This window comes from Streptomyces sp. JH34 (genome assembly GCF_029428875.1).
GTDB lineage: Bacteria > Actinomycetota > Actinomycetes > Streptomycetales > Streptomycetaceae > Streptomyces.
Genome location: NZ_JAJSOO010000001.1, coordinates 1,992,091 through 2,013,637, shown reverse-complemented (window position 1 = coordinate 2,013,637; position 21,547 = coordinate 1,992,091). Strand labels below are relative to the sequence as shown.

Here is a 21,547-nt window from a genome sequence, read left to right as displayed (position 1 = left end):
CCGGCACCACAGTCCCCGGCCACGACGGCCGCCCCGTACCACCCGACTCGGCTCCCCCATCGCCAGGTCAGCGGGTCGCCGTCGTGGCCGGTTCGCGTCTCCCGGCGTTTCAACCGCACCGTATGCGGCGCGGGCAGCATGGTAGGCAGCGCACCGGGCCCGACACCCCTGATTCACCGGTACGTAACACGCGGAGTCCCTTCGTCACTGCGGTGAAACATCGTGCGGCATCCGTGGAAACCGCGCTGCGCGACTCTCATGGCGCATAACCGGCCCGCACCTTTTCACCGTGGTCCCGCACCCCCGCACGTGGCCGCACCGACGACGAGGAGACGCCGATGCCCCCAGGCATCACGACGCTTGCCGCAGACGCCCCGCAGCTGTCTGCCGCCAACACAGGGTTCATGCTCATCTGCTCCGCGCTGGTGATGCTCATGACCCCGGCTCTCGCCTTCTTCTACGGAGGCATGGTCCGCGTCAAGAGCACCCTGAACATGCTGATGATGAGCTTCATCAGCCTCGGGATCGTCACGGTCCTGTGGGTCCTCTACGGATTCAGCCTCGCCTTCGGCACCGACATCGGTTCCGTCATCGGCTGGAGCTCGGACTTCGTCGGCCTCAGCGGGATCGGCGTCACCGAACTCTGGGACGGCTACACCATCCCGGTGTACGTCTTCGCGGTCTTCCAGATGATGTTCGCCGTCCTCACCCCCGCCCTGATCAGCGGCGCCCTCGCCGACCGGGTCAAGTTCACCTCCTGGGCCCTGTTCATCGCCCTGTGGGTCACCGTCGTCTACTTCCCGGTCGCGCACTGGGTCTGGGGCGCCGGAGGCTGGCTCTTCGAGCTGGGTGTCATCGACTTCGCCGGCGGTACGGCGGTCCACATCAACGCCGGCGCGGCGGCCCTCGGCGTGATCCTCGTCATCGGCAAGCGGGTGGGCTTCAAGAAGGACCCGATGCGGCCGCACAGCCTGCCGCTCGTCATGCTCGGCGCGGCCCTCCTGTGGTTCGGCTGGTTCGGCTTCAACGCGGGCTCCTGGCTCGGCAACGACGACGGTGTCGGCGCGGTGATGTTCGTCAACACGCAGGTCGCCACCGGTGCCGCGGTCCTCGGCTGGCTCGCCTACGAGAAGATCCGCCACGGCTCCTTCACCACTCTCGGTGCCGCCTCCGGTGCCGTCGCGGGCCTCGTCGCCATCACCCCCGCGGGCGGTGCGGTCAGCCCGCTCGGCGCCATCGCGATCGGCGTCATCGCCGGTGTCCTGTGCGCCATGGCCGTGGGCCTCAAGTACAAGTTCGGTTACGACGACTCCCTGGACGTCGTCGGCGTCCACCTCGTCGGCGGTGTCCTCGGCTCCCTCCTCGTCGGCCTCTTCGCCACCGGTGGTGTGCAGTCCGACGCCAAGGGCCTCTTCTACGGCGGCGGACTCGACCAGCTCGGCAAGCAGGCCGTCGGTGTCTTCGCGGTCCTCGCCTACTCCCTGGTCGTCTCCGCGGCCCTGGCGTTCATCCTCGACAGGACCATCGGGATGCGGGTCGGCGAGGACGACGAGGTCTCCGGCATCGACCAGGTCGAGCACGCCGAGACGGCGTACGACTTCAGCGGTGCCGGCGGCGGCTCCATGAGCCGCACCACGCCTCCGGCCCCCGGCACCACGGCAGCCCCGACGAACAAGAAGGTGGACGCATGAAGCTCATCACCGCAGTCGTGAAGCCGCACCGGCTGGACGAGATCAAGGAGGCGCTCCAGGCCTTCGGCGTCCAGGGCCTCACGGTCACGGAAGCCAGCGGTTACGGGCGTCAGCGCGGACACACCGAGGTCTACCGTGGTGCCGAGTACACCGTCGACCTCGTCCCGAAGATCCGTATCGAGGTGCTCGTCGAGGACGAGGACGCCGAACAGCTCATCGACGTCGTCGTCAAGGCGGCCCGTACGGGCAAGATCGGTGACGGCAAGGTCTGGAGCGTCCCCGTCGACACCGCGATCCGCGTCCGCACCGGCGAACGCGGCCCGGACGCACTCTGACCGACGGTCCATGTGAACGGAAGGGCAGCTGGGTGACGAGCACCGAAGTGATGACCGAATCCGAGGACTCGGGACCCAGCGGCTACGCGGCGGCCCGGCTGCGCCTCCTCCAGAAGGAGGCGTGGTCCGGGCCGCCGCGCCGTGCCGCCCTCGCCCGGCTCACCGACGACTGGCTCACCGGGCTGTTCGCCAAGGCCGCGGAGCGGGCGGGCGTCCGCGGCGCCGCACTCGTCGCCGTCGGCGGATACGGCCGCGGCGAGCTCTCGCCGCGCAGCGACCTCGACCTCCTGCTCCTGCACGACGGCACGGCCGACGCCGCGGCGGTCGCCGCGCTCGCGGACGGGATCTGGTATCCCGTCTGGGACCTCGGCCTCGCCCTCGACCACTCCGTACGCACCCCCGGCGAGGCACGCAGGACCGCGGGGGAGGACCTCAAGGTCCAGCTCGGACTGCTCGACGCGCGCCCCGTCGCCGGAGACCTCGGCCTCGTCGCCGGGCTGCGGACCGCGGTCCTCGCCGACTGGCGCAACCAGGCCCCCAAGCGCCTCCCCGCCCTCGACGAACTCTGCCGCGAACGGGCCGAACGCATGGGCGAGCTCCAGTTCCTCCTGGAACCCGACCTCAAGGAGGCACGCGGCGGTCTCCGCGACGCCACCGCCCTGCGCGCCGTCGCGGCGTCCTGGGTCGCGGACGCCCCTCGCGAAGGGCTCGCGGAGGCCCGCCGCACGCTCCTCGACGCGCGCGACGCGCTCCACCTCACCACCGGCCGGGCCACCGACCGCCTCGCCCTGCAGGAGCAGGACCAGGTCGCCGGGGCCCTCGGGCTGCTCGACGCCGACGCCCTGCTGCGCCAGGTCTACGAGGCCGCCAGGACGGTCTCGTACGCCACCGACGTCACCTGGCGCGAGGTCAACCGCGTGCTGCGCGCCCGCTCCGCACGGCCCCGGCTGCGGACGCTCCTCGGCGGCGCCAAGGCCGCGCCGGAACGCACCCCGCTCGCCGAGGGAGTCGTCGAGGCCGACGGTGAGGTCGTCCTCGCGCGCACCGCCCGCCCCGAACGCGACCCCGTGCTCACCCTCAGGGCCGCCGCCGCGGCGGCGGAGGCCGGGCTGCCGCTCTCCCGTCACCTCGTGCGCCACCTGGGCACCGCGGCCCAGCCGCTGCCCGTCCCGTGGCCCTCACAGGCCCGCGAGGAGCTCGTCACCCTGCTGGGCGCCGGAGAAGCCACCGTCGGCGTCTGGGAAGCGCTCGAAGCGGAAGGCATCATCACCCGCCTGCTGCCCGACTGGGAGCGGGTCCACTGCCGGCCGCAGCGCAATCCCGTCCACACCTGGACCGTCGACCGGCACCTCGTCGAGACGGCCGTCCGCGCGTCCCACCTCACCCGCCGCGTCGGCCGTCCCGACCTCCTGCTGATCGCCGCCCTGCTCCACGACATCGGCAAGGGCTGGCCCGGGGACCACTCCGTCGCGGGCGAGGTCATCGCCCGTGACATGGCCGCACGCATCGGCTTCGACAAGCAGGACGTGGGCGTCGTCGCCACCCTCGTGCGCCACCACCTGCTGCTCATCGACACCGCCACCCGCCGCGACCTCGACGATCCCGCGACCGTCCGCTCCGTCGCCGCGGCCGTGGGCAGCGCCTCCACCCTGGAACTCCTGCACGCGCTCACCGAGGCAGACGCACTGGCCACCGGACCCGCCGCGTGGAGCTCCTGGCGGGCCTCGCTCGTCGCCGACCTGGTCAAACGCGTGGCCGCGCTCCTGGCAGGGGAGGAACCCCCCGCGCCGGAGCCGCTCGCGCCCAGCGCCGAGCAGGAACGCCTCGCTGTCGAGGCCCTGCGCACCGGCGAGCCCGTCCTGTCCCTGCACACCCGGCCCGAACCGGCCTCCGAGGACGGCGGACCGGAACCCGTCGGCGTTGAACTCCTCATCGCCCTCCCCGACCGCCCCGGGGTCCTGCCGGCGGCGGCCGGGGTCCTCGCCCTGCACCGGCTCACCGTGCGGGCCGCAGACCTGCGCGCCGTCGAGCTGCCCACCGAGCTGGGCGAGACGGCCGGGCTGCTGGTGCTCAGCTGGCGGGTCGCCGCCGAGTACGGCTCTCTCCCGCAGGCCGCCCGGCTGCGCGCCGATCTCGTACGCGCGCTGGACGGCTCCCTGGACATCCGCGCCAGGCTCGCCGAACGCGAGGCGGCCTACCCGCGGCGGCGCGGGGTGAAGGCCCCGCCCCCCAGGGTGACCGTCGCGGCCGCGGGCTCACGTCTGGCCACGGTCATCGAGGTCCGCGCGCAGGACGCCCCAGGGCTGCTGCACCGGATCGGACGGGCGCTGGAGCGGAGCGCGGTACGCGTACGCAGCGCGCATGTGTCGACGCTGGGGGCGAACGCGGTGGACACGGTCTACGTCACGCGCGAGGACGGTACGCCACTGCCGGAGGCGGAGGCGGCCGCACTGGCGAGGACGCTGGAGGAAGCGCTGAAGTGAGGCCGTGACGCGCTGTGGCCGACCTCGTTGGGCCGAGGGAGTCCCTCCCCCCCGCTCCAGGGGACTTTCCGGCGTCCACGGCGTTCGCTCCCGGCGTCGGTACGTGCTCCCCACCGCCGCGGGGATTCCAGCCCTTGCAGGTCGAGTGCGACCGGTGAGAGCCGGCGTTTGCACGGGCCGGATACTCTAGACACCGATACCCACCCGCCCCCGACCCTGAGGACCGACGAGCGCCGTGTTCGATACTCTCTCCGACCGCCTTGCCGCGACTTTCAAGAACCTCCGGGGCAAGGGCCGCTTGTCCGAGGCCGACATCGACGCCACGGCTCGTGAGATCCGTATCGCCCTGCTCGAGGCCGACGTCGCCCTCCCCGTCGTCCGCGCGTTCATCGCCAACATCAAGGAGCGGGCGCGCGGCGCCGAGGTCTCCCAGGCGCTGAACCCCGCCCAGCAGGTCGTCAAGATCGTCAACGAGGAGCTCGTCGGCATCCTCGGCGGCGAGACCCGGCGGCTGCGGTTCGCCAAGAACCCGCCCACCGTGATCATGCTCGCGGGTCTGCAGGGCGCCGGTAAGACCACCCTCGCCGGAAAGCTCGGTCTCTGGCTCAAGGCCCAGGGCCACTCCCCGCTGCTGGTCGCCTGTGACCTCCAGCGCCCCAACGCCGTCAACCAGCTGAGCGTCGTCGCGGACCGCGCCGGTGTCGCGGTCTACGCGCCGGAGCCGGGCAACGGCGTCGGTGACCCGGTCGCGGTGGCCAAGGACTCCATCGAGTTCGCCAAGGCCAAGGTCCACGACATCGTCATCGTCGACACCGCGGGCCGCCTTGGCATCGACGAGGAGCTGATGCGGCAGGCCGCGGACATCCGCGACGCCGTCAGCCCCGACGAGATCCTCTTCGTCGTCGACGCGATGATCGGTCAGGACGCGGTCAACACCGCCGAGGCCTTCCGCGACGGCGTCGGCTTCGACGGCGTGGTGCTCTCCAAGCTCGACGGTGACGCCCGCGGTGGTGCCGCCCTGTCGATCGCCCACGTCACGGGCAAGCAGATCATGTTCGCGTCGAACGGTGAGAAGCTCGAGGACTTCGACGCCTTCCACCCCGACCGCATGGCGTCCCGCATCCTCGACATGGGTGACCTGCTCACCCTGATCGAGCAGGCGGAGAAGACCTTCAGCCAGGAAGAGGCCGCCAAAATGGCCTCCAAGCTGGCGTCGAGCAAGGGCAAGGACTTCACGCTCGACGACTTCCTGGCGCAGATGGAGCAGGTCAGGAAGATGGGCTCCATCTCCAAGCTGCTCGGGATGCTGCCCGGCATGGGGCAGATCAAGGACCAGATCAACAACATCGACGAGCGCGACGTGGACCGCACGGCCGCGATCATCAAGTCGATGACCCCGAAGGAACGCTCCGAGCCGACGATCATCAACGGCTCGCGCAGGGCCCGTATCGCCAAGGGCTCCGGTGTCGAGGTGTCCGCGGTGAAGAACCTCGTGGAGCGCTTCTTCGAGGCCCGCAAGATGATGTCGAAGATGGCCCAGGGCGGCGGCATGCCCGGGATGCCGGGGATGCCGGGCATGGGTGGCGGCCCCGGCCGTCAGAAGAAGCAGGTCAAGCAGGCCAAGGGCAAGCGCAAGAGCGGTAACCCGATGAAGCGCAAGGCCGAGGAGCAGGCTGCCGCGGAGCGCCGCGAGCAGGCCGCCCAGGGCGGCGCGTTCAACCTGCCCGCACAGGAGGACAAGAACTTCGAACTGCCGGACGAGTTCAAGAAGTTCATGGGCTGACCGGCCCGGTGCACGGACGAAGGGGCGCCCCGCCCGGCGGGGCGCCCCTTCGCGTTCCCGTCAGGTCACGCACACCAGGTAGCGGAAGACGTTCGGCATCCACACCGTGCCGTCGGGCCGCAGATGCGGATGCAGGGCCTCGGCGACCTCCTTCTCCACCTGGGTACGGTCCGTGGCCCGGATCGCCGCGTCGAAGAGCCCGGTCGACAGCAGGCCGCGCACCGCGCTCTCCACGTCCGCGTAGCCGAACGGGCAGGACACCCGTCCCGAACCGTCGGGCTTGAGCCCGGCCCGTGTGGCGACCTCCTCCAGATCGTCCCGCAGAGCCGGCCGCCAGCCGCTCCCGGAGTGCGGCGCACGCGCCGACTCGGTGAGCCTGGCCGCGACCCTCAGCACGGGCGCGGTGGCGCAGCGCTCCGGCGGCCCCCAGCCGGCCAGCACCACCGTGGCTCCGCGCACGGCCAGCGGTACGGCGGAGGCCAGCGCGGGCGCGAGCCCCTCGGAGTCCCCGGCCGCGCAGCCGATCGGCTGGAAGGAGGTCAACAGGTTGTAGGGGGCTTCCCCGTCCGGCACGGCCGCCGGGACGCGGTCCACGAGCCTCGCCCGGCGATCCGTGCGCCCGGGGTCCGCGTCGTTTCCCGGGCACGGGGCGAGGCGCTCACGGGCGAGCGCGAGCCGCTCGCGGTCGGTGTCGACGCCGGTGACGCGCGCCCCGCGCGAGGCCGCGATCAGCAGCGCGAGCCCGGAACCGCAGCCGAGGGAGAGCATCCGCGTACCGGCCCCGACTTCGAGGCGCTCGTACACCGCCTCGTACAGCGGTGCCAGCATGCGCTCCTGGATCTCGGCCCAGTCACGGGCGCGGGTACCGGCGTCCACGGGAGCGGAGGAATCCGCGTACCTGTGGTGCCGGACGAGCGTAGGTGTCATGGAATGCGCCCCAATCCGCCGTGAGGTCGGTCGTGCCCGAGTGAGGTCCCCCATGTCTATGTGCTGTGTGTGCCCACAGCCCCCGTAAGTCAGAGAACTCCGCATCGGCGGTCCCGTCCAGAGGTCGGACGGGGTGGGGCGGCATTGCTTGCGTGCTCCGGTCGTGCGCCCCCGGCGCCGCGTGTCCGGTCCGGGCGCCGGGAACAACGCGCCCGCTGCCCGCTTCCTCACAGTCTTACCCGACACACGGGACGCAGCACGTCGAGCGCCGTCGCCCCTGGCAGCGACGGGTGTGCGACCTCCGTTCCGTGCCGGGTAGTGTCGGCCGCGGGGTGCCCGTCCACGCCGGTGCGTACGCGCTGCTACGTACCAGCTTGGTGCGAGCTGTGAGACTTCTCCGCTGTTCTGCGCACCCGCCCTCGTCCGGACGCATCAAGGGCAACTGACTGGTACGTGCAAATTATTTGGGATGCCCCGGAATAGGAACACCGGAGCACTCAGGCTCGTTGTCACGACGTGAGCACGACACCACCTGTACTTGCCGCAGAGCTGGCACAGGCGTGGGCCGACATTCAGCGGTACCACCCCGAGCTGCCCGATCTTGCCGCGCCAGAGTCCCTGATCGGAGAGTCCTCGTCCGCCTGTGGCGCCGAGCTCTCCTTCGAACGGCTGCTCCATGAGGCAGTCCACGGCATCGCCGCCGCGAGAGGTGTCCGGGACACCTCCCGCGCCGGCCGCTACCACAACCGACGCTTCCTCGCGATCGCCGAGGAGCTGGGCCTCGACCATGCCGAGGAGCCCCACCCCAGCAGCGGATTCTCGTTGGTGACGCTGAATCCCGAGGCCAAACGCAGGTACCGCCCGACGGCGGAGCGGCTTCAGCGGGCGCTCAAGGCGCACACCGTCGCCACCGCCGCGGACACCAAGCGCTCGTTCCGCGGCCCCGCCGCACGGCACGGCTCGTCCGGGGGAGGGGTGCGGGTCAAGGCCGTCTGCGACTGCGGGCGCAACGTCCGCGTCGTCCCGTCGGTCCTCGCCCAGGCCCCGATCGTCTGCGGTGGCTGCGGCAAGCCCTTCCGCATCCCGGAAGGGGCGGTCGCGGTGGGGTGACCCGATCTGGTGTGGCACAATGGCTAGCTGTACTCGACAGTCGCATAGGACCCCTCTCTCCTCCGGCTGACGCGTCCATCGGGCACCCGAGTACCGCAACCCCACGTGGCATCTTTTGTGCCCAACCACGTCAGAGACCAGGAGACACCACTTCCGTGGCAGTCAAGATCAAGCTGAAGCGTCTGGGCAAGATCCGTTCGCCTCACTACCGCATCGTCGTCGCCGACTCCCGTACCCGCCGTGACGGCCGGGCCATCGAGGAGATCGGCCTGTACCACCCGGTGCAGAACCCCTCGCGCATCGAGGTCAACGCAGAGCGCGCGCAGTACTGGCTGTCCGTCGGCGCCCAGCCGACCGAGCCGGTCCTCGCGATCCTGAAGCTCACCGGTGACTGGCAGGCCCACAAGGGCCTCCCGGCCCCCGCGCCGCTGCTGCAGCCGGAGCCCAAGGCTGACAAGCGCGCACTGTTCGAGGCCCTGACCACGGACGGCGACGAGGCCAAGGGTGAGGCCATCACCCAGAAGGCCAAGAAGTCGGACAAGAAGGCGGACGAGGCGGCTGACGCTGCCGCGTCCACCGAGTCGACCGAGGCCTGAGCATGCTCGAGGAGGCTCTTGAGCACCTCGTGAAGGGCATCGTCGACAACCCCGACGATGTGCAGGTCGCCTCGCGTGACCTGCGCCGCGGACGCGTGCTCGAGGTCCGGGTCCATCCCGATGACCTCGGCAAGGTGATCGGCCGCAACGGCCGCACCGCGCGCGCCCTGCGTACCGTCGTGGGTGCCATCGGCGGACGTGGAATCCGTGTCGACCTCGTCGATGTGGACCAGGTTCGCTGAAGAGTTGAACACCGGCCGGGGCCGGGGAGGGCTTTCGAGCCGTCCCCGGCCTTTGTCGTCCGTACATGACCGCCTCCTCAGCAGAAGATCACCGGGAGAAGTAGCGTGCAGTTGGTAGTTGCGCGGATCGGTCGCGCCCACGGCATCAAGGGCGAGGTCACCGTCGAGGTACGCACCGACGAGCCCGAGCTCCGGCTCGGGCCCGGGGCCGTGCTGGCCACGGAGCCCGCCCATGCCGGGCCGCTGACGATCGAGACCGGCCGGGTGCACAGCGGCAGGCTGCTGCTGCGGTTCGAGGGCGTGCGTGACCGCACGGCCGCCGAGGCGTTGCGCAACATCCTGCTGATCGCCGAGGTGGACCCGGCGGAACTCCCCGACGACCCCGAGGAGTTCTACGACCACCAGCTGATGGACCTCGATGTCGTCCTCGCGGACGGCACGGAGATCGGCCGGATCACCGAGATCTCGCACCTGCCGTCGCAGGACCTGTTCATCGTGGAACGCCCCGACGGCAGCGAGGTGATGATCCCGTTCGTCGAGGAGATCGTCACCGAGATCGACCTGGAGGAGCAGCGCGTCGTCATCACGCCGCCGCCGGGTCTGATCGACGAGAGCGAGGCCGAGGTCGCCTCCGCACGTGACGCGGACGGCGCCGACGAGGACGCGGCGGACCACGCGAAGAAGGGCGACGCGTGATGCGGCTCGACGTCGTCACGATCTTCCCCGAGTACCTGGACCCGCTGAACGTCTCGCTCGTCGGCAAGGCACGGGCCCGCGGCAGCCTCGACGTACACGTCCACGACCTCCGGGACTGGACCCACGACCGGCACAACACCGTGGACGACACCCCGTACGGCGGGGGCCCCGGCATGGTCATGAAGACCGATCCCTGGGGCGAGGCGCTGGACGACGCGCTGGCCGGCGGGTACGAGGCCGGGGCGCACTCCCCGGTGCTCGTGGTGCCGACCCCCAGTGGCCGGCCCTTCACCCAGGAACTGGCCGTCGAGCTCTCCGAACGGCCGTGGCTCATCTTCACCCCCGCCCGCTACGAGGGCATCGACCGCCGGGTGATGGACGAGTACGCGACCCGGATGCCGGTCGTCGAGGTGTCCATCGGCGACTACGTCCTGGCGGGCGGTGAAGCCGCCGTCCTGGTGATCACCGAGGCAGTGGCCCGGCTGCTGCCCGGGGTGCTCGGCAACGCCGAGTCCCACCGTGACGACTCCTTCGCGCCCGGGGCCATGGCCGACCTGCTCGAGGGCCCGGTCTACACGAAGCCGCCCGAGTGGCGTGGCCGCGGCATCCCCGAGGTGCTGCTCAGCGGCCACCACGGCCGGATCGCACGCTGGCGGCGGGACGAGGCGTTCCGCCGCACCGCCCTCCACCGGCCCGATCTCATCGAGCGCTGCGAGGCCTCCGGCTTCGACAAGAAGGACCGCGAGATGCTCTCCATCCTCGGCTGGTCCCCCTCGCCCGACGGGCGATTTTGGCGCAGGCCCGAGGCCGTGGAAGAATAGGCCCGCTGTACGTCCGGCGTGCGCCCCTGCCACAGGGGGACAGACGCCCGCCCGATGTGAACGGCATCCGAATCTCACTCTCTCCCGTCGATGACCTGTGGCATCGGCGAAGAAAGCAGACAACATGACCTCCCTGCTCGATGGCGTCAACGCCGCCTCGCTCCGTACCGACCTCCCGGCTTTCCGCCCCGGTGACACCGTCAACGTCCACGTGCGCGTGATCGAGGGCAACCGCTCCCGTATCCAGCAGTTCAAGGGCGTAGTCATCCGCCGCCAGGGCTCGGGCGTCAGCGAGACCTTCACGGTCCGCAAGGTCTCCTTCAGCGTCGGCGTCGAGCGCACCTTCCCGGTGCACAGCCCGATCTTCGAGAAGATCGAGCTCGTCACCCGCGGTGACGTCCGTCGCGCCAAGCTGTACTTCCTCCGTGAGCTCCGCGGCAAGGCCGCGAAGATCAAGGAGAAGCGCGACCGCTGATTCACCTCCGGCGTCCACAGCGTGGCCCGATAGGATTCGGCCCCGATGGACACGGAAGCACAGCACATGGAGCGCGATCGTTCCTCCGGCCCCGCAGAAGGGGTGGAGGAAGGGTCGCGCTCCACGCATGTCCCGGACCGGCCGGCCTCATCGATGACCTGGGGCCGGACCGTCTTCCTGGGCATGCTCTGCACGACTGCCCTGCTGCTCTTCAGCGCCTTCGTGCTGCAGCCCTTCCTCATCCCCAGTGGCTCGATGCAGCCCACGTTGAAGGTCGGCGACCGGGTCCTCGTCAACAAACTGGCGTACCGTTTCGGCTCGGAGCCCCGGCGCGGCGACGTGGTGGTCTTCGACGGCACCGGATCCTTCATCCAGGAGACGGCGTCGGACGAGGACGGCGTCGGCGCGCTGCTGCGCGGCGCAGCAGCGTCCCTCGGGCTGGCCGAGCCCGCCGGGTCCGACTTCGTGAAGCGGGTGGTGGGCGTGGGGGGCGACCGTGTGGTCTGCTGCGAGAAGCGGGGGAGGCTCGAAGTGAACGGCACTCCCGTGGACGAGCCCTATCTGAACCCCGGTGACCGGCCGTCGGACGTCGCCTTCGACATCGTGGTGCCCGACGGCAAGCTGTGGGTCATGGGCGACCACCGCCGCAACTCACGGGACTCCCGCGACCACCTGGGGCAGCCCGGGGGCGGCATGGTGCCCGTCGAGCGCGTGATCGGACGGGTCGACTGGCTCGGCTGGCCGCTCGGCAGGCTCGGTTCCCTGGAGGGCACCGACGCCTTCGCCGGGATACGGCCGTCGGGCGCGGACCATGGGTAACCGGGGGCGCGGGCGGGCACCGGACACGGGCCCGCCGCTGCCCACGGGGTCGAGGCCGACCGGCGCCCGTTCGCTGCCCACACGGGCCGAGCGCCGCAAACTGGCCCGCAAGGTGAAACGCCGCAGGCAGCGGTCCGCGATCAAGGAGATACCCCTCCTCGTCCTGGTGGCGCTTCTGATCGCGCTGTTCCTCAAGACCTTCATCGTCCAGGCCTTCGTGATCCCCTCCGGATCGATGGAGCAGACCATCCGGATCGGTGACCGGGTGCTGGTGGACAAGCTCACCCCGTGGTTCGGCTCCGAACCTCAGCGCGGCGACGTGGTCGTCTTCAAGGACCCGGGCGGCTGGCTGCAGCAGGAGAACACCCCCACCGAGGACCCGCCCGCCGGGATCAAACAGGTCAAGGAACTGCTGACCTTCATCGGCCTGCTCCCCTCCGAGGACGAGCAGGACCTGATCAAGCGCGTCGTGGCTGTCGGGGGCGACACCGTGAAGTGCTGCGGCGCGGACGGCAGGATCACGGTCAACGGTGTGGCGCTCGACGAGCCGTACCTCAATCCCGGCGATGTGCCGTCCACTCTCAAATTCGAGGTAAAGGTTCCCCAGGGCCGCATCTTCGTGATGGGCGACCACCGGTCGAATTCCGCGGACTCGCGCTTCCATCTCGACAAGCCGGGAAAGGGCACGGTGTCGCAGGATGAGGTCGTCGGACGCGCCGTGGTGATCGCCTGGCCCTTCGGGCACTGGCGCAGGCTGGAGGAGCCCGGAACGTTCGCCTCCGTACCCGACGGGAGTGCCGGAGCGACGGCCGCGACAGCCCCGTCGAATAGTGTGTCCTCCCAGGATCGCAACGGAATGGTCCTGCTCCCGACCCCTGCGGAACTCCCGCTCGTTATGGGAGTGGTGGGCCTGCGCCGAATCGGGCGCGGGCGGTGGCACGGAGTGAGGAGTGGATGTGGGGGATTTGGCGGTCGGCGCACGATCCGGACACGACGAACCCGAGGACCGGCCTTCGGGCAACGGGGTCCCGGCGGAGGCGGAAAGTGACGGCGAGTCCCCGGACGGTGGCAGTGCGGCGGTGAAGAAGCCACGTTCGTTCTGGAAGGAGCTGCCGCTCCTCATCGGTATCGCGCTCATTCTCGCGCTGCTGATCAAGACGTTCCTGGTGCAGGCGTTCTCGATCCCCTCGGACTCCATGCAGAACACTCTGCAGCGGGGCGACCGGGTGCTCGTCGACAAGCTGACGCCGTGGTTCGGCTCCGAGCCGGAGCGCGGCGAGGTCGTGGTCTTCCATGACCCGGGCGGCTGGCTGGAGGACACGGCGACCCCCGAGCCCAACGCGGTGCAGAAGTTCCTGAGCTTCATCGGTCTGATGCCGTCCGCGGAGGAGAAGGACCTGATCAAGCGGGTCATCGCGGTCGGCGGTGACACCGTCGAGTGCAAGAAGAACGGGCCGGTCACGGTCAACGGCAAGGCGCTGGACGACAAGTCGTTCATCTTCGCGGGCAACAGCGCCTGTGACGACGAGCCGTTCGGGCCGATCCATGTGCCCGAGGGCCGGATCTGGGTGATGGGCGACCACCGGCAGAACTCGCTGGACTCCCGCTACCACCAGGAGCTTCCCGGTCAGGGCACGGTGTCCACCGACGAGGTCGTCGGGCGTGCCGTCGTCGTGGCGTGGCCCGTCAACCGCTGGGCGACGCTGCCTGTCCCGGAGACCTTCGACCAGCCCGGCCTCGATGCCGCCGCAGCAGCTGCGGTGCCGGGCGCACTGGGTGTAGCCGGAGCGCTGCCCCTCGTGTTCTGGCGTCGTCGCAGGCTGACCCGCGGGCATACCGCCGGGTAGGGTGCCGACTCGGATCAGCGATTGTCGATCTCCGATGGGGAGCGCTGGGATGAGTGGATCAGGACGTCATGACGGCCGCGGCCGGCTCGGCAACACGTTGTCGAACCTGGCCGTGGCCGTCGGCTGTGTGCTCTTCCTCGGCGGGTTCGCCTGGGGAGCGGTGGTGTACAAGCCGTACACCGTGCCGACCGACTCGATGACGCCGACGGTGAACGCCGGCGACCGGGTCCTCGCGGAGCGGGTGGACGGCGGCGACGTACGGCGCGGGGACGTGGTCGTCTTCACCGACTCGGTATGGGGCGACGTGCCCATGGTGAAGCGGGTCGTCGGTGTGGGCGGCGACAAGGTGGCCTGCTGCGACAGGGGCGGCCGGCTCACGGTCAACGGCAAGCCGGTCGAAGAACCGTATCTGCGCGCCGAGGGAGCCTCGTCGCTGATCGGGGCGGACGGCAAGGCTCCCGCCTCTCCGCAGGACTTCACGGCCGATGTCCCCGAGGGCCGGCTCTTCCTGCTCGGCGATGAGCGCAGCACCTCCATGGACTCGCGCGTCCATCTGGAGGATCCGGGACACGGCTCGGTGCCGCGCAGCGCCGTCGAGGCGCGCGTGGATGCCGTGGCCTGGCCCATGAACGGCATGATCGGCCGACCCGGGGCCTTCGCGGCTCTGCCCGGCGGTGTGTCGTCCGAGGGCCCGCTGCCGCTGCAGGTCGGGGCCCTCGTGGTGGGTGCGGTGCTCATCCTGGGCGGCGCGGCCTACGGACCGCTCTCGGCGCGCTCCACGCAGAGGGCCGGACGACCGAAGGCGTCCGCCGGTGCCCGCTGAGACACGCGAGGTAGCCCGCGTGGTGCTGCTGGACCCGGACGACCGGATCCTGCTGCTGCACGGCTTCGAACCCGAGGATCCGGCCGAGAGGTGGTGGTTCACCCCGGGCGGAGGCCTGGAGGGCGACGAGACCCGGGAGGAGGCCGCGCTGCGGGAACTCGCCGAGGAAACGGGGATCACGGACGTCGCCCTCGGTCCGCTGCTGTGGACGAGGGTCTGCTCCTTCCCGTTCGACGGGCGGCGCTGGGACCAGGACGAGTGGTACTTCCTGGCCCGCACCTCGCAGACGGACACGGACCAGAAGGGCCTCACCGAGCTGGAGCTGCGCAGTGTCGCCGGTCTGAGGTGGTGGACTTCCGCCGAACTTCTGGCCACGCGTGAGACGGTGTACCCGACCAGGCTCGCCGGGCTGCTGCGCACGCTGCTCGACGAGGGTCCCCCGGGTGTTCCGCTGGTTCTCACCCCCGAAATCGTCTAATAGGCCAGGGGCGGGCGGGGCTGGCGCACAATAGGGGGACGCACGGCTGAAGGGGAACTGCCATGAGTGCCGAGGACCTCGAGAAGTACGAGACCGAGATGGAGCTGAAGCTCTACCGGGAGTACCGCGACGTCGTCGGTCTGTTCAAATACGTGATCGAGACCGAGCGGCGCTTCTACCTCACCAACGACTACGAGATGCAGGTGCACTCGGTCCAGGGGGAGGTCTTCTTCGAGGTCTCGATGGCGGACGCATGGGTCTGGGACATGTACAGGCCTGCCCGGTTCGTCAAACAGGTCAGGGTGCTGACGTTCAAGGACGTGAATATCGAGGAGCTCAACAAGAGCGACCTCGAGCTCCCGGGCGGCTGATCCCGGCAGATCCTCCCGACGTCCCGGTTCACTCGTCCGAGTGGCCGGGATTTCCACAATCACCCGGTTTTCCACCAAGATCCAATAGATCGGCCGGACAGCGGCAGAGTCGGTGCCGGAGGTGGTGCCGACATGAACGCACGGGGGGCACTCGGGCGGTACGGCGAGGATCTGGCCGCACGACTGCTGGCGGAGGCCGGCATGACCGTGCTGGAGCGCAACTGGCGCTGTCGCGCGGGAGAGATCGACATCGTCGCCAGGGACGGCGACGCGGTGGTCGTCTGTGAGGTGAAGGCCCGCAGGGAGGGTTCCTTCGAACATCCGATGGCGGCCGTCACGCCGGCCAAGGCCGACCGGTTGCGCAGGCTGGCCGAGATCTGGCTCGACCGTCACGGCGGGCCGCCGCCGGGCGGCGCCCGGATCGATCTGGTCGGGGTCCTCGTGCCCCGCCGGGGCACCCCCGTCGTCGAGCACGTGCGGGGCGTGGCCTGATGGGGTTCGCGCGGGCGTGCTCGGTGGCGCTGGTGGGCGTCGAGGGCGTGGTGGTGGAGGTCCAGGCCGATCTGGAGCCGGGCGTGGCGGCGTTCACGCTCGTCGGCCTTCCGGACAAGAGCCTGGTGGAGAGCCGGGACCGCGTCAGGGCCGCGGTCGTCAATTCCGGAGCCGAGTGGCCGCAGAAGAAGCTCACGGTGGGGCTGTCCCCCGCTTCCGTGCCGAAATCCGGTTCGGGTTTCGATCTCGCCGTGGCGTGCGCGGTCCTCGGGGCGGCGGAGCGGATCGACCCCACCGCCATCGCCGACATGGTGATGATCGGGGAGCTCGGCCTCGACGGCAGGGTGCGCCCGGTGCGCGGGGTGCTCCCCGCGGTACTCGCGGCAGCGGAGGCCGGGTACCGGCACGTCGTCGTCCCGGAGCAGACAGCGGGGGAGGCCGCACTCGTCCCGGGCGTCTCGGTGCTCGGAGTGCGGAGCCTGCGTCAGCTGATCGCCGTCCTCGGCGACGAACCCGTGCCCGAGGAGCCGGACGCCGGCCCCGGACGTCCCGACACGATGCTCGCCGGGCTGATGGTGCCGGGTGCGGGCCTGGGCACGGGACTGGCCCCGTCGGCCGCGGGCGGTGCGGCCCACCGCCCCGACCTGGCGGAGGTGGCCGGCCAGGGGCGGGCACGCAAGGCCCTGGAGGTGGCGGCCGCTGGAGGCCACCATCTGCTGCTCTCCGGGCCGCCGGGGGCGGGGAAGACCATGCTGGCCGAGCGGCTCACGGCGATCCTGCCGCCGCTGTCCCGGCAGGAGTCCCTCGAGGTGACGGCGGTGCACTCCGTCGCGGGGATCCTCCCGCCGGGCGAGCCCCTGATCGGTGCGGCGCCCTACTGCGCGCCTCACCACTCGGCGACGATGCAGTCGCTCATCGGCGGGGGCAACGGCCTGCCGAGACCGGGCGCGGTGTCCCTGGCGCACCGTGGCGTCCTCTTCCTCGACGAGGCTCCGGAGTTCTCCGTGCGGGCCCTGGACGCGCTGCGCCAGCCCCTGGAGTCCGGGCACGTGGTGGTCGCGCGGGCGGCCGGCGTCGTCCGGCTGCCCGCGCGCTTCCTGATGATCCTGGCGGCGAACCCCTGCCCCTGCGGCAGGCACACCCTGGCCGGCGCGGGGTGCGAGTGCCCGCCCTCCGCGGTCCGCCGCTACCAGGCACGGCTGTCGGGCCCGTTGCTCGACCGGGTGGACCTCCGGGTCGAGGTCGAGCCCGTCGGCCGAGCGGACCTGATGGGGAGCGGGGCGCGCGGGGAGTCCTCGGCCGAGGTGGCCGCCAGGGTCCGGGAGGCCAGGGAGCGGGCCGCGGAGCGGCTCGCGGGCACGCCCTGGACCACCAACAGCGAAGTACCCGGACACGAGCTGCGTACGAGGCTGGTCGCGGCGCCCGGCGCCCTGATGGCGGCGGAGCGGGACATGGAGCGGGGACTCCTCACGGCCCGCGGCCTGGACCGCGTCCTGCGCGTGGCATGGACCGTGGCGGACCTCAGGGGTGCCGGCCGCCCGGACGCCTCGGACGTCGCGGTGGCACTGGAACTGCGCACGGGCATCCAGCGAGGGGTCCCGATGCGGGCCGGTGCCCTGTGAACGCCTGGTCGGCCGACGGCGAGCCGGAGCGGCTGGCACGCGCCGCCCTGACCCGGGTGTTCGAACCGGGGGACGAGCGTGGCGGCCGCTGGATCCGCGAGACCGGGCCCGTCGAGCTGATGCGGCGTCTCACGGGCCCGGACGGACCGGCGCGGGAGCTGGACGGGATGACGGCGCCCCGGCTCGCCGGATACCGGTTGCGGGCGTCGAGCGCCGACCCCGGGCGGGATCTGGCGGCGGTCGCGGGGGTCGGCGGGCGGTTCGTCTGCCCCGGTGACCGGGAGTGGCCGAGCCAGCTCGACGACCTGGGTGACGCCCGGCCCATCGGTCTCTGGGTGCGAGGGCGGTCCGACCTGCGTCTCTGGGCGCTGCGCTCGGTAGCCCTGGTCGGTGCGCGGGCCTGCACACCCTACGGGGCGCACATGGCGGGGACGCTCGCCGCCGGGCTGGCCGAGCGGGGCTGGGTGGTCGTCTCCGGAGCGGCGTTCGGGGTGGACGGTGCCGCCCATCGTGGGGCGCTGGCCGCCGGCGGCGCGACCGTGGCGGTGCTGGCGTGCGGGGTCGACGTCGCCTACCCCCGGGGGCACGCCGGGCTGATCGGACGCATCGCCGAACAGGGCGTCGTCATCGGCGAACTGCCTCCCTCCGACCATCCGACGCGCACCAGGTTCATCCTGCGGAACAGGGTGATCGCGGCCCTCACGAGAGGCACCGTGGTGGTGGAGGCCGAATACCGCAGCGGCTCGCTGGTCACCGCACGGAACGCACAGCGGCTGGGCCGCTTCACGATGGGGGTTCCCGGCCCTGCTACCAGCGGACTCTCGGCCGGAGTCCACGAACTCCTGCGGGGTGAGGGGGTCCTGGTCACCGATGCCGCCGAGATCGCCGAGCTCGTCGGGGAGATCGGTGAACTCGCCCCGGTCAGGAGCGGCCGCGTCCTGCCCAGGGACGCCCTCGACGCCGTCTCCGCGCAGGTGCTGGACGCGCTCACCTGGAAGGGTGCGACGGGAGGCCGTGACGTGGCCCGGAGCGCCGGAGTGTCGACGGACGAAGCCCTCGGGCGGTTGTACGAACTGCACTCACTGGGGTTCGTCGAACGAGAGGGCGACGGCTGGCGGTTGACGCCCGGACGCACACGCGACGGGGACGTGCGGCGAGGCGGTACTTGACCCGGAGCATTCGGGTGAAAAGGTGATGCCGGTGACCCCGACAGCACCCGGTCAGCCCTTCGGGGACGGTGCGAGCGGTGGTGATCCCCGTCGTCGGCCCTGCCGGGAGGCAGGAGGACGGCGGCGGATCCGGACCGCGATCGCACGGCACGGTTCCCTCGTCCTGTGCGCACCGCAACACCTCAGTCACGCTACGCTCACAAGGAATCCGCCCCAGAGACACGTCCCAGTACTTCACAGCAGAAGGCTCAAGGCACCACATGCCCCAGCACACCTCCGGGTCTGACCGCGCGGCAGCACCACCGGCTGCGCGTGGCACTGTGCGCCCTCCCGCCCCCTCGTCGCTCGACGAGTTGTGGCGTTCGTACAAGACCACCGGCGACGGGCGGCTGCGGGAGCAGCTGATCCTGCACTACTCGCCCCTGGTGAAGTACGTCGCCGGCCGGGTCAGCGTGGGGCTGCCGTCCAACGTGGAGCAGGCGGACTTCGTCTCCTCCGGTGTCTTCGGGCTGATCGACGCCATCGAGAAGTTCGACATCGAGCGGGCCATCAAGTTCGAGACCTACGCGATCACCAGGATCCGCGGCGCCATGATCGACGAACTCCGGGCCCTGGACTGGATTCCCAGGTCCGTGCGACAGAAGGCGCGCAACGTCGAGCGGGCCTACGCCACGCTCGAGGCGCAGCTCCGGCGTACACCGTCGGAAGCCGAGGTCGCCTCGGAGATGGGCATCCCGCTGGAGGAACTCCACGCTGTTTTCAGCCAGTTGTCGCTCGCCAACGTGGTGGCGCTCGAGGAGTTGCTGCACGTCGGCGGTGAAGGCGGCGACCGGCTGAGCCTGATGGACACGCTGGAGGACACCGCCGCCGACAATCCGGTCGAGGTCGCCGAGGACCGCGAGCTCAGACGGTTGCTCGCCCGCGCCATCAACACGCTCCCCGCGAGGGAGAAGACCGTGGTCACGCTCTACTACTACGAGGGCCTGACCCTCGCCGAGATCGGCAACGTGCTCGGCGTGACCGAGAGCAGGGTCAGCCAGATCCACACCAAGTCGGTGCTCCAGCTCCGCGCGAAACTGGCCGACGCGGGACGCTGAGCCGGACCGGCTTCGGCCACCCGGACGCGTACGCGGACCCCCCTTCGAACCGGGGCCGCCGTAGAGTGGACGGGTGCCCAGGATTCGAGCGGCCTCCGTGGCCGAGCACCGGACCATGCAGCGCGGCGCCCTCCTGGACGCCGCGCGCTCCCTGCTGTCCGAGGGCGGTACGGAGGCGCTGACCTTCCCCGCCCTCGCCGAGCGCACGGGCCTCGCGAGGTCCTCCGTCTACGAGTACTTCCGCTCGCGCGCCGCCGTGGTCGAGGAACTCTGCGCCGTCGACTTCCCCGTCTGGGCCGCCGAGGTCGAGAACGCGATGGAGCGGGCCGGTGCGCCCGAGGAGAAGATCGAGGCCTACGTCCGCCGGCAGCTCGACCTGGTCGGGGACCGGCGGCACCGTGCGGTCGTCGCCATCTCCGCGAGCGAGCTGGACGCGGGTGCGCGGGAGAAGATCCGCGCCGCACACGGCGGACTGATCGCCATGATCGTCGAGGCCCTTGCCGACCTGGGCCACACCGAACCGAGGCTCGCGGCCATGCTGCTGCAGGGTTCCGTGGACGCGGCCGTGCGCAGGATCGAGCTGGGCGCGGCGGAGGAACCGGGCATCGTCGCTGACACTGCGGTGGCCATGATCCTGCGCGGCGTACGCGGCTGAGCGGTCCCGGGGGAGTCCGGCTCCGGAAGCGGTACGCCGAAGACCGGCAGCAGCCGGGAGGGTCCCCGTCGCAGCAGTGACGAGGGCAGGAGGGACAGCGGATCGAGGTAGAGCTCCGCGCGGCGCAGGCCCCAGTGGAGACAGCCCGAGGAGCAGTGCGAGGGCTCCGGTCCCACCACACCCACCACCTGTCCGGCGGCCACCTCGTCGCCCTCGGTGACCCGCGCCCGCACCGGCTCGTACGTGAAGCGAAGCGGCGGCTCCCCGCTCCCGGCCACATCGACGGACACCACACCCCGCCCTGCCACGGGCCCCGCGAAGGCGACCCTGCCCGAGGCGGCCGCCAGCACCGGGGTGCCCGGGGGTGCGGCGAGATCCACTCCCCGGTGGCCCGGCCCATATGGACCGGCGGGCGGCTCCCAGCCCCGTACGACCAGGGGCCGAGTACGGCCCCCGACCGGCCAGGACCTGTCCCCCGCCCGCGTGGACTCCTGCCCCGAGTGCACGGGCCCCGGTGGTGCGGGCTCCTGCCCCGAGGGCACGGGCCCCGGTGCCGGGACCTGGTCAGGGGCGGAGGCCGGCCCCGGTGCCCGACCGTCCGCTGCGGCCAGGGTGGAGTCCGGCAACGGCAGGGCCGCGAGCAGCCCGGCGGCCAGCAGCGCGGCCACCAGGGGGAGCGCCCGCGGGGCAGGGCGGGGTCCGGACAACGCAGGCGGTGCCGAGCGGGCGCCGAAGGGCCGGCCGGCGGTCGTTCCAGGTGAGCGGCACATGACGGAAACGATCTCCCGGAGACCGGTTCGGCGGGGGATCACGACCCGGATCTGTGGATGACCGGGCGGTTGTGGACATCGCCGTCACCCGGGACCCGGCGGGTCCCGTACACTTCTTCTGGCGATCCGGGTCACCGGGTCGACTTCGCACGCCCCGCCACCTCCCTCTCAGCGGACGGTGGCCGCGCTCCTCGGTCCCTTGTGGCACGGCGCGTCGGGGCGTCAGGCGCGACAGCAATCCTGCG

Annotated in this window: 22 protein-coding genes and 1 pseudogene; 21 read left to right on the top strand and 2 right to left on the bottom strand. The window is 71.3% G+C overall.

Annotated features, from left to right (window positions below):
* The first annotated feature begins 338 nt into the window (after positions 1–338).
* The 4 genes from LWJ43_RS08650 (at position 339) to ffh (ending at position 6,292) form a co-directional block, all read left to right on the top strand.
* The gene (locus LWJ43_RS08650) at positions 339–1,691 is read left to right on the top strand and encodes an ammonium transporter (protein ID WP_277331713.1); all 1,353 of its coding nucleotides are present in this window, start codon (positions 339–341) and stop codon (positions 1,689–1,691) included.
* Positions 1,688–2,026: a P-II family nitrogen regulator gene (locus LWJ43_RS08645; protein WP_033304048.1), complete on the top strand. Its 339-nt coding sequence runs from the start codon at positions 1,688–1,690 to the stop codon at positions 2,024–2,026. The genes LWJ43_RS08650 and LWJ43_RS08645 overlap by 4 nt, the downstream gene beginning before the upstream one ends.
* A 32-nt stretch (positions 2,027–2,058) precedes the next feature.
* Positions 2,059–4,509, top strand: a complete 2,451-nt coding sequence (locus tag LWJ43_RS08640) for a [protein-PII] uridylyltransferase (RefSeq protein ID WP_277331712.1) — start codon at positions 2,059–2,061, stop codon at positions 4,507–4,509.
* 235 nt (positions 4,510–4,744) lie between these two features.
* Positions 4,745–6,292: a signal recognition particle protein gene (gene ffh / locus LWJ43_RS08635; protein ID WP_277331711.1), complete on the top strand. Its 1,548-nt coding sequence runs from the start codon at positions 4,745–4,747 to the stop codon at positions 6,290–6,292.
* A 60-nt stretch (positions 6,293–6,352) separates the two neighbouring features.
* Here ffh and LWJ43_RS08630 read toward each other — a convergent pair whose 3' ends face one another.
* Complete coding sequence (locus LWJ43_RS08630; protein WP_277331710.1) at positions 6,353–7,219, bottom strand: methyltransferase domain-containing protein; 867 nt, start codon at positions 7,217–7,219, stop codon at positions 6,353–6,355.
* Between the two features lie 516 nt (positions 7,220–7,735).
* Here LWJ43_RS08630 and LWJ43_RS08625 point away from each other — a divergent pair.
* The 17 genes from LWJ43_RS08625 to LWJ43_RS08545 all read left to right on the top strand — a co-directional run bounded on the left by LWJ43_RS08625 (position 7,736) and on the right by LWJ43_RS08545 (position 20,532).
* Complete coding sequence (locus tag LWJ43_RS08625) at positions 7,736–8,329, top strand: hypothetical protein (protein ID WP_014153813.1); 594 nt, start codon at positions 7,736–7,738, stop codon at positions 8,327–8,329.
* Positions 8,330–8,484: 155 nt separating this feature from the next.
* Positions 8,485–8,925 carry a 30S ribosomal protein S16 gene (gene rpsP / locus LWJ43_RS08620; protein WP_277331709.1) on the top strand — a complete coding sequence of 147 codons (441 nt, stop codon included), beginning with the start codon at positions 8,485–8,487 and terminating at the stop codon, positions 8,923–8,925.
* Positions 8,926–8,927: 2 nt separating this feature from the next.
* On the top strand, positions 8,928–9,167 hold the full coding sequence (locus LWJ43_RS08615; RefSeq protein WP_014153811.1) for an RNA-binding protein: 240 nt from the start codon (positions 8,928–8,930) through the stop codon (positions 9,165–9,167).
* Positions 9,168–9,272: 105 nt separating this feature from the next.
* Positions 9,273–9,863, top strand: coding sequence for a ribosome maturation factor RimM (gene rimM, locus LWJ43_RS08610; protein WP_277331708.1), 591 nt, complete (start codon positions 9,273–9,275; stop codon positions 9,861–9,863).
* Positions 9,863–10,684: a tRNA (guanosine(37)-N1)-methyltransferase TrmD gene (gene trmD, locus LWJ43_RS08605; protein ID WP_277335840.1), complete on the top strand. Its 822-nt coding sequence runs from the start codon at positions 9,863–9,865 to the stop codon at positions 10,682–10,684. The genes rimM and trmD overlap by 1 nt, the downstream gene beginning before the upstream one ends.
* Positions 10,685–10,808: 124 nt before the next feature.
* Positions 10,809–11,159 (top strand): 50S ribosomal protein L19, encoded by a 351-nt coding sequence (rplS, locus tag LWJ43_RS08600; protein WP_031100562.1) that lies wholly within the window; start codon positions 10,809–10,811, stop codon positions 11,157–11,159.
* Positions 11,160–11,204: 45 nt separating this feature from the next.
* The gene (gene lepB / locus LWJ43_RS08595) at positions 11,205–11,978 is read left to right on the top strand and encodes a signal peptidase I (RefSeq protein ID WP_277331707.1); all 774 of its coding nucleotides are present in this window, start codon (positions 11,205–11,207) and stop codon (positions 11,976–11,978) included.
* The gene (lepB, locus tag LWJ43_RS08590) at positions 11,971–13,026 is read left to right on the top strand and encodes a signal peptidase I (protein WP_277331706.1); all 1,056 of its coding nucleotides are present in this window, start codon (positions 11,971–11,973) and stop codon (positions 13,024–13,026) included. The genes lepB (LWJ43_RS08595) and lepB (LWJ43_RS08590) overlap by 8 nt, the downstream gene beginning before the upstream one ends.
* Positions 12,944–13,825 carry a signal peptidase I gene (gene lepB, locus LWJ43_RS08585; RefSeq protein ID WP_277335839.1) on the top strand — a complete coding sequence of 294 codons (882 nt, stop codon included), beginning with the start codon at positions 12,944–12,946 and terminating at the stop codon, positions 13,823–13,825. Before lepB (LWJ43_RS08590) ends, lepB (LWJ43_RS08585) begins: the two co-directional genes overlap by 83 nt.
* 49 nt (positions 13,826–13,874) lie before the next feature.
* Complete coding sequence (gene lepB / locus LWJ43_RS08580) at positions 13,875–14,648, top strand: signal peptidase I (protein ID WP_277331705.1); 774 nt, start codon at positions 13,875–13,877, stop codon at positions 14,646–14,648.
* The gene (locus tag LWJ43_RS08575; protein ID WP_277331704.1) at positions 14,638–15,126 is read left to right on the top strand and encodes an NUDIX hydrolase; all 489 of its coding nucleotides are present in this window, start codon (positions 14,638–14,640) and stop codon (positions 15,124–15,126) included. Before lepB (LWJ43_RS08580) ends, LWJ43_RS08575 begins: the two co-directional genes overlap by 11 nt.
* A gap of 62 nt (positions 15,127–15,188) precedes the next feature.
* On the top strand, positions 15,189–15,497 hold the full coding sequence (locus LWJ43_RS08570) for a DUF2469 domain-containing protein (RefSeq protein WP_003965949.1): 309 nt from the start codon (positions 15,189–15,191) through the stop codon (positions 15,495–15,497).
* A 132-nt stretch (positions 15,498–15,629) separates the two neighbouring features.
* A complete protein-coding gene (locus tag LWJ43_RS08565) occupies positions 15,630–15,989 on the top strand; it encodes a YraN family protein (protein ID WP_277331703.1) in 360 nt (119 codons plus the stop codon).
* Entirely contained in the window at positions 15,989–17,611 is a 1,623-nt protein-coding gene (locus LWJ43_RS08560; RefSeq protein WP_277331702.1) for a YifB family Mg chelatase-like AAA ATPase, read from the top strand. The genes LWJ43_RS08565 and LWJ43_RS08560 overlap by 1 nt, the downstream gene beginning before the upstream one ends.
* Complete coding sequence (gene dprA / locus LWJ43_RS08555; RefSeq protein ID WP_277331701.1) at positions 17,608–18,780, top strand: DNA-processing protein DprA; 1,173 nt, start codon at positions 17,608–17,610, stop codon at positions 18,778–18,780. Before LWJ43_RS08560 ends, dprA begins: the two co-directional genes overlap by 4 nt.
* Positions 18,781–19,040: 260 nt before the next feature.
* A complete protein-coding gene (whiG, locus tag LWJ43_RS08550) occupies positions 19,041–19,877 on the top strand; it encodes an RNA polymerase sigma factor WhiG (RefSeq protein ID WP_277331700.1) in 837 nt (278 codons plus the stop codon).
* Between the two features lie 97 nt (positions 19,878–19,974).
* Positions 19,975–20,532, top strand: a complete 558-nt coding sequence (locus tag LWJ43_RS08545) for a TetR/AcrR family transcriptional regulator (RefSeq protein ID WP_277335838.1) — start codon at positions 19,975–19,977, stop codon at positions 20,530–20,532.
* A 158-nt stretch (positions 20,533–20,690) separates the two neighbouring features.
* Here LWJ43_RS08545 and LWJ43_RS08540 read toward each other — a convergent pair.
* Positions 20,691–21,302, bottom strand: a pseudogene (locus LWJ43_RS08540) (peptidoglycan DD-metalloendopeptidase family protein); the annotation flags it as partial.
* Positions 21,303–21,547: the final 245 nt, after the last annotated feature.

Bases quoted from the DNA above. Each gene is read 5' to 3' on its own strand.
- LWJ43_RS08645 (WP_033304048.1), top strand. From the start codon at position 1,688: ATGAAGCTCATCACCGCAGTCGTGAAGCCGCACCGGCTGGACGAGATC.
- LWJ43_RS08560 (WP_277331702.1), top strand. From the start codon at position 15,989: ATGGGGTTCGCGCGGGCGTGCTCGGTGGCGCTGGTGGGCGTCGAGGGC.
- LWJ43_RS08565 (WP_277331703.1), top strand. From the start codon at position 15,630: ATGAACGCACGGGGGGCACTCGGGCGGTACGGCGAGGATCTGGCCGCA.
- lepB (WP_277331707.1), top strand. From the start codon at position 11,205: ATGGACACGGAAGCACAGCACATGGAGCGCGATCGTTCCTCCGGCCCC.
- LWJ43_RS08630 (WP_277331710.1), bottom strand. From the start codon at position 7,219: ATGACACCTACGCTCGTCCGGCACCACAGGTACGCGGATTCCTCCGCT.
- lepB (WP_277331705.1), top strand. From the start codon at position 13,875: ATGAGTGGATCAGGACGTCATGACGGCCGCGGCCGGCTCGGCAACACG.
- whiG (WP_277331700.1), top strand. From the start codon at position 19,041: ATGCCCCAGCACACCTCCGGGTCTGACCGCGCGGCAGCACCACCGGCT.
- rplS (WP_031100562.1), top strand. From the start codon at position 10,809: ATGACCTCCCTGCTCGATGGCGTCAACGCCGCCTCGCTCCGTACCGAC.
- trmD (WP_277335840.1), top strand. From the start codon at position 9,863: ATGCGGCTCGACGTCGTCACGATCTTCCCCGAGTACCTGGACCCGCTG.
- lepB (WP_277331706.1), top strand. From the start codon at position 11,971: ATGGGTAACCGGGGGCGCGGGCGGGCACCGGACACGGGCCCGCCGCTG.
- LWJ43_RS08650 (WP_277331713.1), top strand. From the start codon at position 339: ATGCCCCCAGGCATCACGACGCTTGCCGCAGACGCCCCGCAGCTGTCT.
- LWJ43_RS08570 (WP_003965949.1), top strand. From the start codon at position 15,189: ATGAGTGCCGAGGACCTCGAGAAGTACGAGACCGAGATGGAGCTGAAG.
- LWJ43_RS08615 (WP_014153811.1), top strand. From the start codon at position 8,928: ATGCTCGAGGAGGCTCTTGAGCACCTCGTGAAGGGCATCGTCGACAAC.